Below are 14112 nucleotides of genomic sequence, written 5' to 3' on the forward strand. Positions count from 1 at the left end.
CGTCTCGTTCTGACTAATGTGCAACATGCGTTACACATTCATCCTATTGATTGCAATTGTGGTGGCTGGCTGTTCGGATTCATTGACTCCGGCAGAAGAAAGAGTGGTTGCAGCGCAAAACTGGCGCCTTGAGGCTGCCCAGCAAGCGACCACCAGTCACTTTGGCCTGCCGAAAGAGGTAGAACGCGTGATGGGGCGTGACTGGTCTCGCTTCTTTCAACGCAGCTTGCTCGTTCAATTTGAGAACTTCATCGTGTTCTATGATTTTTTGACAGACGCGGGGATACGCCTCGATTTTGAAGGCCAAGAAATAGTCAAGGTCGCGCCATTTTTGGGCGATGCGGTTCGTGAAGATCAATTCATTCCTTACACAGAGAACGCGCGTCGATCTGGAACGCATTGGAATCCTAGTGGTGGAGCATCAGCCCTAGTCCTATTCACTCTAAACTTTGATGGGTTCGAAAACGGAGATTTTGACGAAGGTCCAGGCATGCCAGCAACACCTTCAGCCAAGGCGGACGTAATGGCGAGCATCCTACTTACGAACTTCCATGCAGATTTGATGGACTATACTCCGGATTGCACCTCTCCGCTTTACCTTGAGCACGCTTCGACGGTTGGACCAGAGCTGGAAGATTTGTTTGAATTCTTGGAATGGCGGCCCGAGGTTGTGAACAAATATCCGGACGGTGAGCGTATCATCTACTACGGCTATTACATCGGCAATCCAGCTTTCATTGTTGAAGTGGCGTCCACCGGGCGCGATGAAAACTGCACTATCCTAGCATCAGCCCATCGACCAATTGTTGATGTGGATTATGTGTTTGGCCCGCAGGAGTAGCATTCATTCATGTCTGCGTCTTGATTTGGCCAAACCACCAGACTACCGAAACGCGTAATAGCCATGCCAAGCTAACGCGATGTCGCGGAACGTCCATTCCTGCAGCCGCCCATGCTGCGGGCTTGAGCGGTGTGGGCACTTTGCGAGCCCTGAATCCTGCTTGAACTTCTGAAACCACGCCAAAGACTTCGGGCGGCCACGCCCGTTTAGCTCGATTTGGCGGATGTGATGACCATTGGCCCAACGGCTTTCCGGGTTGGGTTCAGTGGTGTGATCGAGAATGTATGCGCGGAGGTCGTGAACGAGCTGTTCGCGCGGATCGCGGGCCAGGTCTTCACGCAAGGCGGCCACCGCTTGGTCGGCGGCTTGCTTGGCAGTTTGGGCGAGCAGGTCTTCAAGTTGGTCAGGCGCAAGAATGAGCGCGGGTTGTGCTTTCATGGTTCGGGCTTTCATTGGGTTTCGGCATAAAAAAAGCACCGGAACGGTGCTGCATTGGAGGCATAAGGTCTCCAGATGTTAGAATCCTGTGGCGTTCCGTGCGAACGGTCAAGAACTTTAGACGCCTAGCAGCTCGCCCAGACGGTCAGTCACTGGACGCATGGGATCAACAAATCCCAGGTCGTAAATCATGGTGGTGGCAAGGTTTCCGCGATGATCGACGTAGTGCGAGACATCCTCGCGACGGACCCCCTGGCCAACCAGCATCAGCGAAATCGCAATACGTTTAAGGTCATACAATTGGAAGTGCTCTGGCACCCCGTCCAGCTGTTTGAATTTGGCCAACTGCCGCTTGAAATTGTCACGCGGTTGCGTGGCATCGGTTTGCGAAGGAAACACGAAACGTGAGCCGGGATAGAGCTGTCGTTGCGCTCTGACGATGTCCGCGACCCGTCGATGGATGGGGATAGAGCGAAAGGCATACTCATAAGGTTGCCGAGAGAGCTTGATGCCTTTGGTGTTGTGCTTGTGCCAAATCAGCCGCTCTAGGTCGAAGTGGCTGAATTCGGCTTCGCGTAGCTCTTTGGGCCGGGCCATCGTCAGAAACAGAATGCCCATGAAGTGGCAAAGCTCCTGCATCTGTTTCTGGCTCACCAGTTCGCGGCCATGTGCCAAGGCTGTGAGGCGTTTCTCGGTGCCAGTGCCAATGACAGCGGGGAGCGGGTCGAATTGGGGCTGGAAGATATGCCGCGCGATGGCTTGGATTTCAGTGGAGCTGTAGTCCCGTCGCTGCCTGATGCTTTTGCGTAAGCTCAGCGGGTCGCACGGGTTGCGCATGTCGACCAACTGCATGCGGATGGCCCAATTGAAGAGGGACTTGGCCGACGAATAAGCTCGGTTGTGTGTCGCTGCTCCAGTAAACTGGGAGAGGTAACTACTGATATCGGCGGGTTTGATTTTGGTTGCAACATAGTCTCCAAGAACGGAGTCGAGGTCGCGGTAGCTTGCATGGCGGCAAGCTTTGCGAGCCGACACCCTTGAGCGACGCAGTCGACGGCACAACAGCGATGCCATGCTATAGCGGTGAGATTCGGACCAGCCGCCACTATTCGCTACCCAAAACTGGTCGATGATGCGGCTTAAAGTCAGTGGCTTGTCATCTGAGTACCCCAGAGATTTGAGGTCGGGATTCTCGCCGTTCGTCAACTGCGCCTTCCGCTGGCTCACCAGCAAGCGGGCGGACGCGACATTCATGTTGGCCGGGTCACCGAGTTTGATGCGACGACGTTTGCCGCCCCATTCAAACGAATGAACAAAGCATTTGTGGCCTTGTACGGTTACCCGCAGTCCCAAACCCGGGATAGCTCCGCCTCGAACTTTGCCGTCCAGTGAGAGTGGGCTGTCCCAAAACAGTTCTTGATCTTTGCCCGCTGGGCAAATCGCGCTTCCTACAAAAGTATCGTTCAAATATAATTTAGGCACTTCATGTAAATCTCCTTTAAAGAAAATATACATTTATTGCAGTAATTGCGCAACTTAAAAATGTACTTAGTGCGAACTATTCGCAATGAATTCAGTATGTTACCGTGGTCAGCCTGGTTTAAAATCTGTTCCACGATGCGATTTGCACGCAGGAGGTCATCGGTTCGACTCCGTTCAGGTCCACCATTTAAAACAATAACCTATGATAGAAACACATCACCTCATCGCTTTCATGTAAATCTCATGTAAATCCGAACTGTGCGATCGCCTGCTCTCCGCCTCAAGGCGGTTTTTGTGTTTTTTGAGGAGGGTAGAACGTTGCTGGCCTTGACCCGCTGCGCCACCGGTCGCTTGGGCTTGGGAACAGCTAAGCACAGCTGTCGGCTGGCTGAGCCGGAGGGATGGATGAAACGGTCGACGAGTTTGAATTGTTGGGCTGTCCTGTGACTTGAAGCGAAAGGTTGCAATTGAGCACTCAATCAAACGCTTCCGTTTGAATGTTGATAAATTATAGGAATGATAGGCGGCGCATGAGAAACACATCGTAAGATGTTGTTCAAATACGTCGAATGAGATGTTATCGTCGGTTTGTGAGTTATGTTTCCCGTAGAATTCGGGTCAGCGATGATGCTGACAACTGGCGTGAAATTTCCGACATCGAGTTTGCTGCGCTCGACGGCCCCCTTATACTGGTTGGCGAGCCGGGCTCAGGCAAGTCGGATACTGCGAGCGCGATATGTACATTGCGGCAAGGCGTCCTTCTTGAAGCCTATCGTGTGGCGTCCAGTGTTCCGCTCCCTCAGTTAGCCACAGGTTCTTATACCGTTATCGATGGCTTTGATGAAGTGCCTGCGAGCTCGGCTCATCAACCCATCGAGTTGGCACTGGAACGACTTCATTCTCAAGGCATAGAGGCTTTTGTCATTACTTGCCGAGCGGCAGATTTGGCCGCAGTTCAAAAAGAGCGGGCGATTGTGGCTTGGACAGGCAGGAAGCCCGTCATTGGCCATCTTCAACCTCTCAATGACAACGAAGTTGCGTCAGTGGTTGAAGGTTTGGGGACGTTTTCTTCTTCTGGCGATGAGTTTGTAAAAGAGGCACATAACCGCCACGCCATTGAGCTGGCGCGCAACCCCCAATCGCTGCGCTTGTTGATCGCGGCGATCGGTGCTGACGGCTGGCCAAGCACGAGAACCGAGATTTATGAGCGCGCTTGCGTGGACTTCGTTCAAGAGCGCAACAGGTATCATCGCTCACAATCGCCGACCGTGCCTGATAGCCAGGAGTTGCTTAGCATTGCCGGTTTTGTGTGTGCTCAATTACTACTCGGCGGTGTGAGGGGAATAGACCTCGACAACCAGAACAGTGACGACCAATTTCTGCCTACCGCTACCTTTGCCGGTGGTTCTTTCTCAATTGAAAGCATTAGGTCAGCCGCATCTACGCTGCTGTTTCGTTCGGTGGGAAACGACAAAGTCGAGCCCATGCACCGCACAGTGGCTGAGTATCTCGCTGCACGCTGGCTGGTGTCAGCACAACAAGCCGGGAGTCTTTCCTACAGACGCCTGGAATCGGCCATCTATGTTGAAGGAACCGTACCAACTTCCCTACGAGGTCTACATGCTTGGATGGCGACGCTGCACCGATCTCGCACAAACAAACTCTCAAGCCATGACCCCTATGGTTGCCTGCGCTACGGTGACGTTAGTCAGTTCTCGGATGTACAGATCAGGGTCCTGATTGAGCAACTCCAGGATTTGGCCGCCATTGATCCTTACTTCCGAGGTGAGGATTGGGATGCGCCAGTGGCGGCCGGGCTTGTACGACATGCTGTTCGGGATGAAGTCGTCCAATTGATCAGTTCACCCGACGTCCCATTCGGATTGTCATCGGTAGTGCTTCAGTCTCTTAAGGGCGTGGCACTCGCAGCTTCAGTTCGCGAAGACCTCAGACGAGTCGTACTCAACGATGCGATGGTCTTTTCAGTGCGGTCCAGAGCACTTGAAGCGTTAGAGGAAAGCGGAGAACCGGAAGACTGGGTGGCCCTATCAAGCAGCTTGTCTTCCAACGATACGCTCGATTCCGCACGGTTGGCTGTGGAAATCATTATCCGCCATCCAGATGATTTCTCCGGTGACAAGGTTGCAGAAGTTGTTCTGAACAATGACCGCCTAAATGCGCGTGAGGATGGGCGTACGATATTAGGAATAGACTTTCGATTGTGGCCAGTTCTGCGTGTTGACCAGCTACAGACGGCCATACAAGCGATCTCAGCGGAATTGCCATCCGACCCACACAGCCGCACCGACTATCAGCAACGCGTCGAAGACCGTGTTCAAGCCGCTGTTATAGTTCTGCTCTCGAAAAGCAGTGAGCCAACAGCTTCCCAGTTTTGGGGGTGGGTATGTAACACGAGCCGCTTTGGCTATCAGGCAAAGAAGTTCGACGAGTTCTCAATCGAGTACTTCAGCGAAAGGCCTGAATTGCGGCGGGCGATCCAAGAGTTGGTTTTGGTCAACGCTGGTGAAGACGGCACTCGCGCTGCATTGTTTCGACTTCGCGATGTAGCCTCGGGACTGACGCCCAACGAAGATGACGTTGTCTACCACATGGCGAAGCTGTGTTCGAGGAATTCAGATTCTGAGAACTTGATAGAACAATGGCGAGAGTTGGCTCATTGGGCGGCAGGCTCGTCAGGTTTCGCTGGCGATTCCTGGATGCGTGCTCGCGAACTCGCCACCCTGCGGCCCGAGTTGAACGCCGTCTTAGATGAAATTGAAAATCGTCCACGGCCAGCCTGGGAAATCGAAGAAGAAAAACGTCAACGCGTTGAGGAAGCAAAACAGCGTCGGCGGGATGAGCTTCGTCGGAAGAAATTCGCAGACGTCGCAGATTCTGTTCGTGATGGAAGCCACCTGCACAATTTGCATCAAATCGCGCAGGCTTACCTTGGCCTCTTTGGCGAAGTACGCGAGATTGAAGACCCAGCGGAGCGTGTTGCCTGGTTGGTCGGTGATACGAACCTACAAATGGCACGCGATGGACTACTGGCGGCCTGTCAACGCGAGGACTTACCAAGCCCGCGTGAAATGGCTGAGCTCTCGGTCCAAGAACAGAAAACTTACTTCCTGGAACGGATTATCCTTGCCGCGTGCGCTGCCCATCAAGCGAGCGGTCATGCTCTAGAAGACCTCCCGCCTTCTGCCTTGTGGTGTGCTTTAGCGGCTTGCAGTTGGGGGCTGTATTCTCATGACGACAAGGCAATTGAAGCACTGCAGGAGCAGCTCGAGGACCTCCTGCTTCAAGATGATCAGGAGACAGAGCAGTTCCTTCGCGATTCAATCGAGCCCGCGCTCTTTGCCTCTGAGCAACATGTGTCAGGCTTGCATGAGTTGGCTAGTGATCAGCGTTTCACCAAGCATGCCGAGTCCTTGACATTGGAGTGGTTGGAAAACAGCGAGAGAGTATCGGACCAGCCACTCAAACAGCTACTGGAAACCGCACTGTCAGTTTGTGACAAAACTGCACTTTCCGATCTTGTCGCAAGAAAGCTGGAAAACGACGATTTTCCGTCGGACGAGCACAAACGTCGGTGGATGGCTGCAGCATTCGCGGTTGATTTTGAGCGTTTTCGATCAGATTTGGAATCGTTCGCACAGCAAGACCAGGCAACACTTCATGCGTTGCGGGACCTGAGCTGGGGAGCAAACAGTGGTGAACAGACGAAACTGAAGCGATCCGTCGGCCAACTCACCTTTGTCATTACCCACTATGCTGCAGCATATCAGATAACTGAACTTCCTCGAGGCGGATGGGCGGGCACGCACCCTTATGAGCAAGCTCAGTATATCGCTGGCTGCATCAACGAACTGGGCTCACATCTGACCGATGCGGCTCACTCAGCTCTTGAGCAGATTGTCGATGGCGGCATGCTTGGGAACCACATCGACAATGCGCGCCATGTTTTGGCGGAACACACGCGTTCGCTGGCAGATGCGGCTTGGCGTGCCAACACGCTTCAAAGCATACGCCCAGTACTCCTTGCTGGTCCACCACAGACCATTGACGACCTTCAAAGCCTCGTGATGTCGGAGCTCGTGTCAGCACAGGAGCGAGTTCGCGACGGTACGTTCAATAGTGTTCAGCCCTTCTGGAATGACAATCAACCACACGACGAGAACTATTGCCGTGATCGCCTGGCCGAACACCTCGAACCCTACCTGCTCCCATACGGTGTCAGGGTGCATAGCGAGGGGACGATGCCTGACCGGCGACGCTGTGATCTCTTGTGCACTATTGGCGAATTGGACCTTCCGATTGAAATCAAAGGTCAGTGGCATCCCAATCTTTGGAATGCTGCCTGTGAGCAGTTGGAGGACAATTACGCGCGCAATTACCGAAGTGATGGGCGGGGAATTTATGCGGTGGTTTGGTTTGGCGATGTTGCTGGCAGGAACCCGCCTGGAATTCGAACGATCGGTAGGCCGAATTCAGCTGCTGATTTGATGACAATGTTGCAGAGTCAGTCGCCTCGACCTTTGAACGCCAAAACCCAACTGTTTGTACTCGACGTGTCTCAGCCTATTTGAGAGCTTTAGCCAAACCGGTATTCGTAAAACTGAGCAAGAGGTTGCTAGATTCGCGTCAACAATTCCCACTATAGAAGGCTATTTGAATGACCAAGCGCAACCTCAAGTTAATTTGACCGAGGTTATATCCTCCAGGCTGTACGGGGTGTGCTTGCCCAAATTGAACTCATCGCTTTGGATACTTGAGAACGCCGTGCTAAAGATGCACTGATAGTGTAGGCCTTGGCATCAATGCGGGTAAGTGAAAATGGTAATGGCAAGTGAATTGGTAGCTCGCGAGGAGCGTGATTTAGCCTGGCATCGTCGCAAAGGACGTATCCGTGATGGAGAATTTCAAGGCCTCCCGGTGCTTCACTTCGACGACAATGAGCACTCTGGTTTTTTCTATAAATCTCGCACAAGGAAAACGGGGATTTGCCTTCATTACACTGAAGGCTATTTGGGGGGCGATATTTCGTATCTTACCCGCCACGATTATAAAGTGAGCGTACCATTCTTGATCGGGCAGAGCGGAAAAATCGTGCAGCTATTCGACCCTGACTATTGGTCATATCATTTGGGACGTGGCGCAATAGGCGGAAACACGCGTGGCTCAAAGGCATTGATTGGCATTGAGTTGAACTCGGTTGGACACATTGAAAAATCTGGTGACTTGATGTTCACGTATTGGGGAAATGAGTACTGCCGCGCGACAGAAACAAATTATTACACAAAATTACGTTCTGCCTATCGCGGGTATGAGTATTATGCTGCATTTACTGCCTTACAATACAAAAGCTTAAATGCTCTCCTGGATGCCTTATGCGATAAATACGATATTCCACGTCGATTCCTGAACCTTTCGACGCGGTTTGAGCCATTCGCAAGATCGGAAGAAGCAGCCAAATTTCGAGGTATCTCAAGCCACGTGAATTATCGTAGTACGGGGAAGCGAGATATCGGTCCAGCATTTGAATGGCACCGCATTGGTGCGAACTGATGGCACCACCGAACTTTGATTGGGAGCAAGATGGCTTGCGGAAGCATGACTTTATATCGTTTAACAAAGCGATTTTGCTAAACCTAATTAATCGGATAAATCGAGAGACTGCGCAACAAACCAACAAACCAGTTATTGAAATCACTCTTGAAGACGTCTGTGCTATCTTCAATGCAGAAGCTGGACTGACGCCTGGTGGTTATGTTGATACAACCCATATTCACTCTCTGGGCGAGCACGGGGTCCTTCCGCTACCAAAGAACATTGATTTCTGGGTTGATAGTGCTCCAAGCTGGCACCAGCCTATGTCTGTGGATACCAATCTCTATTATTTTTTTTCGTACTGCGCATCGATCAAGAACAAAGCGTTCAAGGTGATCGAGTTTTTGCATCTATATAGAGCTCTGTTTGAACAAGAGTTCTCGAAAAATGACCGGAGAATGCAAGCTTTAATTTTAGCCGGCGTGATCCATGGGTATTTCGAAGTAGGCACTTACCGATCCAAAACCGTACCGCTTGGGTATCTGCTGGATAATTACCGTTCTGGCACCAGATTGGCCCAGATGATGGGCAACACTGACTATGATCGAGCAGGTGCTGCGATTCTTGCTAACCGCGAAAGAAACCTTCTGGTCGGTATGGGCTGGGCAACTGAACCTTAGTATGCGACCCGCGCATGGAGATTGAGACACTTCGCAACTACAGGCTGCGAAAAGCGTCTGTTAAGCGTTCAGTTGGTCGGTATGATATGTCGGCCTGGTAATCATAGTTTCTCTGGTCGTTTAAAAACACGGTGTAGATCCGAATATCCAATAGGACTGGTAGGTTTTGACCCTGCCAATCTTCGGTCGACGCCCCAACGATTTCGACATTTACCGATCCGCCCCGCCGTCCCGGAACTGGAACCGAAATGGTCGCTCCGGAGGACAGAGCATTGCGATACCCTACCAGGGTCGAATCTGCCGTGATCGCACCGGCTACCAATACAAGTCTAAACGGTGAGTTTTCTTCTGCTGCTGCATCAAGGAACCAGCGAGTCCCAAGATCTACACCGCGCGCCTCTCGCCGGTTGATTGCTGAACTTAGTGCGTCGTGTGTGTCGGTAATGGTTTCTCTGCGTCCATTGTTCAACTCGATGAACGCTTGACCAGCGACCTCCAACTCTACCTGAGCTTGAACAGCGGCGGACAGGCTGCCTTCCACTGTGATCCCACGAATACTACTGGCGCGAATTCGGTCAAACGAGTTATCGTTAACAACGAACCGCTGAAATTCAGGTCCCAAATTCGCAAGGATACTCAAAGAGTCATCGCGTGTGTCCAACAGATACAGATCGCCCACACCCAACAGGCCGGTGTTTAAAAAACCTCGGTCAGTTTTGACGTGCGAAAGGTTGATGCTCGCAGATTGGCAGCCAAGCATAGTGAGGCAAAGAAAAACTACCACAAAGCGCATCATGAATTTCTCCATCATCCGTCAATACGTCTGAGTTGATGATTGCATGAAGGTTGTCTGTTTTAAATTGTCAATTTTGAAAAATTTCGTTGCTCCATCGGATATCACGAAAGTCTTAGTGACTCGCCAGGCATTGCTGAGCACTCACTCTCGTTGCTACGCCCAAATCTGGTTTGCTGATAACCCTATTGTCCGTGAGACTGGCTCATAGCGCGTGGAATTGAGCAATCAGAAGCGTAGAAACGACCACAAAGCTTTGCACAAAAACTTGCACAACAATGCTATACATTGCCAAAAAACAAATAAAAACAATATTTTGCACTAAGATATCACGGTCTCCAAAACCGTAGGTCGCGGGTTCGAACCCTGCTGCCCCTGCCACTTGCGCGGACGGTATCAACAACAGCTTTTGGAAAACGAGGCATTGTCTCGGTATCATCGGCGCCGCCGCACAGCAGTGAATCCGACCGCCACCTTGGGCCGCAAAAACCGGAAATGGCATGGTTGAGTTCAGCGGCAAGCTGAGGCGGGCCGTTCCACCATGGATTGGTGGGACGCGATGCCGATCCCGTCGTAGAAGGCGGAGAGCGTTACGTCGTGACCGTCTCTCCTCAAAAAGAAGGCCACGCTCAGTCCAACGATGCCCGAGCCGATGACAGCGATGGAGACGGGGCTGTTCAACGCGATCGCGCCTTTGTCGCCAGCGCTAAATCACTGAGCGTGGTCGATCGACAGCTCATCCTATCTGCGTTTGCATCAGGCAACCCGGCGTGGGTTGCTACGCTCTCCAGCGAGGAGCGCGGCATTGCCGCCAGCGGCCGTCGTATCGACGCAAAGATGGCGCTCCAGACAGGCATGCGCCTTATCCGGATGCCCCGTGATGAGCGGGATGATCGGTCCTTGGCGTTGGGAAAGCGCTTCTGCGTAAGCACGCGCGGCAGTCTCTTCTCCCCACCAGATCAACCCGCCAAAGGGCGGCAGATCATGCAAATCCATCGGGTCAAGCACGCCATTGATGCAAACGGCTTGGCCTCCAAGTGCCACTGTGGCAGCACATTGCAGGGCAACAGCCTCGGGGCCGGGGCCTGCACACATGAGCGGGGCTCGGGGCAGGGTGGTCAACCTGTTGAGCTCGCCTGTTGGTCCTGGAAGGATTTGCGTTTGACTGAGGACCGACCGGGTATCCAATGCACGCAATGCCTTTTTGAGAGCGCCAATGTCCGTCGGTGTCGCCCAGTCCGCCGAAATTTGCGGGGCGGGTGAGGCGGTGAAACGGGTCAGATAATGTGGTCCACCGGCCTTCGGCCCGGTCCCCGATAGACCTTCGCCGCCAAAAGGCTGGCTGCCGACGATTGCGCCAATCTGATTGCGATTGGCGTAGATGTTGCCGGCATCAACTGCGTCGGCGATGGTCTGCACACGGTCGTCGATCCTTGTGTGCAGGCCGAAGGTCAAACCATAGCCGGTCGCGTTGATGGCCGCGATGACACGGTCAATCTCATCGGCCTTGAAGGTCGCGACATGGAGGACAGGTCCAAAGACCTCCTCTTCCAAGTCGTCAATGCCGGACACGCTGATGAGGGCCGGCCCGACGAAAGACCCCAAATTAGGTGCCTCACGTCGATGGATCAGCCGACCGTCACGCGCAGCGGCGTCGATATAGGCGTTGATCCTAACTGCGGCCGTCTCTGAGATAATGGGCCCGATATCGGTTGCGATGTCCCACGGGTTACCAAGAACCAGTTCGTCCATTGCCCCAGCTAGGCGCTCCAGGAAGGGCGCGGCGATATCCTCTTGAAGATAGAGGCAGCGCAGCGCCGAACAGCGCTGACCGGCCGACTGGAACGCGGAGACGATGATGTCGCGAACGGCCTGTTCGGGCAGGGCCGTGCTGTCGACAATCATCGCATTGAGCCCGCCGGTTTCGGCAATTAGGGGCGTGCCCGGCGCGCAGCCGGTGGCCATGGCCGACTGGATGCGGCGCGCCGTTGCCGTTGAGCCGGTGAAGGCCACGCCGCCCACCCGCGGGTCGGAGGTCAAGGCGGTACCGATCTGGCTTCCCGTTCCTGGCAGGAACTGAAGGGCCGCGTGCGGCACACCCGCCTGATGAAGCTTTTGGACGGCCCAGGCGGCAATTGCGGGCGTCGTTTCGGCGGGCTTGGCAAGCACGGCGTTGCCCGCAGCCAGTGCCGCTGCGACCTGGCCACTGAAGATCGCAAGCGGGAAATTCCAGGGGCTGATGCAGGTGAAGACACCCCGGGCCGGCGTTTCGAGCGTCTCGGCCTCACGCGCATAGTAGCGCAGAAAATCCACCGCCTCGCGAAGTTCTGCGACAGCATCACCAAGTGTCTTGCCCGCTTCTGCCGCGAGCAACGCAAAAGCCTCTCCGAATTCTGCCTCAAACATATCCGCGGCGCGGCGCAGCACAGTGGCGCGGTCGGAGGGTGGGGCTGTCCAAGGGCTTGCGGCTGACAGAGCGGTTGCCACATCGTCGGCGGATGCTAACTCTGTTGAGCCAATGATTTCACCGGAGCTTGGGTCGGCAATGGCTTCAGATATGCCGCCGATGGGTGTCCCAGCGATGATCGGGCCGACCGTTAGGCCGGCCGGGCGCTGACGCGCTGCATCGATACGGGAGAGTTCGTTGACATCACTTAGATCGAAACCGGCTGCATTGCGGCGATCAGGTGCGAACAGCTCCGGCCCTGTCGTGACAGTGGACCCGCCTGAGGACATATCTGTCGCCAACTGCTCAAAAGGACAGGCCGCCACGACTGATGCAGGAACGGATTTATCGACGATCTGGTTGACGAAGGAGGAGTTGGCGCCGTTTTCGAGCAGGCGCCGCACCAGGTAAGCGAGGAGATCACGATGGGCGCCGACTGGCGCGTAGATCCGGCATCGCGTTCCCTTGTCGGCAAGGACAAGATCATGCAGCGCCTCGCCCATGCCATGCAGCCGCTGAAATTCGAACGCTTCGCGCGGCAGGTCTTCGGCCATCTCCAAAACCGCGGCCACGGAATGGGCGTTGTGTGTCGCGAATTGCGGGTAGATGCGGTCGGTCAACCGCAAGAGCTTTTGCGCCAGTCCGATATAGCTGACATCGCTCGCAGCCTTTCGCGTAAAGACTGGAAAGCCGTCCAGGCCCTGAACCTGCGCATGTTTGATTTCCATGTCCCAGTAGGCGCCTTTGACCAGCCGAACCATGATCCGCCGGTCATGCGTTTCAGCCATCCGGTGGAGTTCGTCGATTACGCCGCCGGCGCGCTGCCCGTAGGCCTGAACGACCACACCGAAGCCGCTCCACCCGGCAAGCCTCGGATCCGCAAGCGTGGCCTCTACGACCTTTAACGATAGAGCCAGGCGGTTGGCCTCTTCGGCATCGATGTTAAGCCCCATTCCGGCGTCGGCAGCCTGCCGTGCTAGCCCGGTCAATACCGGCACCAGTTCAGTCATCACGCGGTCGGTTTGTGCCACCTCGTAGCGCGGATGAAGGGCGGACAGTTTGACCGAAATTCCTGGGTTGATCGTGATGTCCGGGCCTTTGCATGCGGCGCTGATGTGAGCGATGGCATCGCGGTAGGCGCGGGCATAGCGTTGCGCGTCGGCGGCCGTGATCGCTCCTTCGCCCAGCATGTCGTAGGAATAGGTGTAACCGTTTGCCTCCATTCCGCGTGCACGCTGCATTGCAGCGCCTATGTCTTCGCCAAGGACAAATTGCCGACCCATCTGTTTGATGGCAGCAGCAACGGCGGTACGGATGACCGGTTCGCCGAGGCGGCGCACCATGGAGCGCAGCGTCCCGGCCACGCCCGGTTCTGCGTCATCCAACACACGCCCTGTCAGCAACAGCCCCCATGTCGAAGCGTTGACAAGCGGTGAGCTGGACTGACCCAGATGGTCAGACCAGTTGGATGGCGCGATCTTGTCCTCAATCAGCGCGTCGATTGTCTTGGGATCCGGCACACGCAGAAGTGCCTCGGCAAGACACATTAGGGCGACGCCTTCGCTGGTGGATAGGCCGTACTCGGCCAGAAAGGTTTCCATGAGGCCGGGTCTGGATGCCTCGCGGATTTGCTCCACCAAGGACGTAGCTCTTGTGACGATTGCGGCCCGCGAGCCCGGTTCCAGCTGCGCAGTTCGTTCAAGGTCGCCAAGAACGTCGGCTTCGCTACGCCGCTTGTTCTCGTCCCAGGCTTGGTTGATGTCGATCATTGACACGCTCACTCAGGTTGCGCGCTTTCTACCATTTTACGAAGAGCCGTTTCGACTGTAGGCTGACCAATGAAGGGCAAAAAGCCCAAAGTATGACTGAAAAGAAGACGATT

10 protein-coding genes are annotated in these 14112 nt (G+C 54.4%); 4 read left to right on the forward strand and 6 right to left on the reverse strand.

The window, feature by feature from the left end:
* Positions 1–25 precede the first annotated feature (25 nt).
* On the forward strand, positions 26–841 hold the full coding sequence (locus JJ917_03465; GenBank protein ID MBO6697868.1) for a hypothetical protein: 816 nt from the start codon (positions 26–28) through the stop codon (positions 839–841).
* 42 nt (positions 842–883) lie between these two features.
* Here the strand turns inward: JJ917_03465 and JJ917_03470 are convergent, their stop codons facing one another.
* Together JJ917_03470 and JJ917_03475 are read right to left on the reverse strand one after the other, a co-directional pair.
* A complete protein-coding gene (locus JJ917_03470; GenBank protein MBO6697869.1) occupies positions 884–1279 on the reverse strand; it encodes a hypothetical protein in 396 nt (131 codons plus the stop codon).
* A gap of 117 nt (positions 1280–1396) precedes the next feature.
* Positions 1397–2794 carry an integrase family protein gene (locus tag JJ917_03475; protein ID MBO6697870.1) on the reverse strand — a complete coding sequence of 466 codons (1398 nt, stop codon included), beginning with the start codon at positions 2792–2794 and terminating at the stop codon, positions 1397–1399.
* Between the two features lie 557 nt (positions 2795–3351).
* On the opposite strand from JJ917_03475, the gene JJ917_03480 reads away from it, so the two are divergent.
* From JJ917_03480 to JJ917_03490, 3 genes are all read left to right on the forward strand, one after another.
* Positions 3352–7350, forward strand: a complete 3999-nt coding sequence (locus JJ917_03480) for a hypothetical protein (protein ID MBO6697871.1) — start codon at positions 3352–3354, stop codon at positions 7348–7350.
* A 253-nt stretch (positions 7351–7603) separates the two neighbouring features.
* A complete protein-coding gene (locus JJ917_03485; GenBank protein MBO6697872.1) occupies positions 7604–8329 on the forward strand; it encodes an N-acetylmuramoyl-L-alanine amidase in 726 nt (241 codons plus the stop codon).
* On the forward strand, positions 8329–8991 hold the full coding sequence (locus JJ917_03490) for a hypothetical protein (protein MBO6697873.1): 663 nt from the start codon (positions 8329–8331) through the stop codon (positions 8989–8991). Before JJ917_03485 ends, JJ917_03490 begins: the two co-directional genes overlap by 1 nt.
* Positions 8992–9028: 37 nt before the next feature.
* On the opposite strand, the gene JJ917_03495 is transcribed toward JJ917_03490, so the two are convergent.
* The 4 genes from JJ917_03495 to putA all read right to left on the reverse strand — a co-directional run bounded on the left by JJ917_03495 (position 9029) and on the right by putA (position 13999).
* Positions 9029–9787, reverse strand: coding sequence for a hypothetical protein (locus JJ917_03495; GenBank protein ID MBO6697874.1), 759 nt, complete (start codon positions 9785–9787; stop codon positions 9029–9031).
* A 202-nt stretch (positions 9788–9989) separates the two neighbouring features.
* Positions 9990–10286 carry a hypothetical protein gene (locus JJ917_03500; protein ID MBO6697875.1) on the reverse strand — a complete coding sequence of 99 codons (297 nt, stop codon included), beginning with the start codon at positions 10284–10286 and terminating at the stop codon, positions 9990–9992.
* An 8-nt stretch (positions 10287–10294) separates the two neighbouring features.
* Positions 10295–10465 carry an FAD-binding oxidoreductase gene (locus JJ917_03505; protein MBO6697876.1) on the reverse strand — a complete coding sequence of 57 codons (171 nt, stop codon included), beginning with the start codon at positions 10463–10465 and terminating at the stop codon, positions 10295–10297.
* Positions 10466–10540: 75 nt separating this feature from the next.
* Positions 10541–13999, reverse strand: coding sequence for a bifunctional proline dehydrogenase/L-glutamate gamma-semialdehyde dehydrogenase PutA (gene putA, locus JJ917_03510; protein ID MBO6697877.1), 3459 nt, complete (start codon positions 13997–13999; stop codon positions 10541–10543).
* Between the last annotated feature and the right edge of the window lie 113 nt (positions 14000–14112).

This window comes from Hyphomicrobiales bacterium (assembly GCA_017642935.1).
Lineage (GTDB): Bacteria > Pseudomonadota > Alphaproteobacteria > Rhizobiales > MH13 > MH13.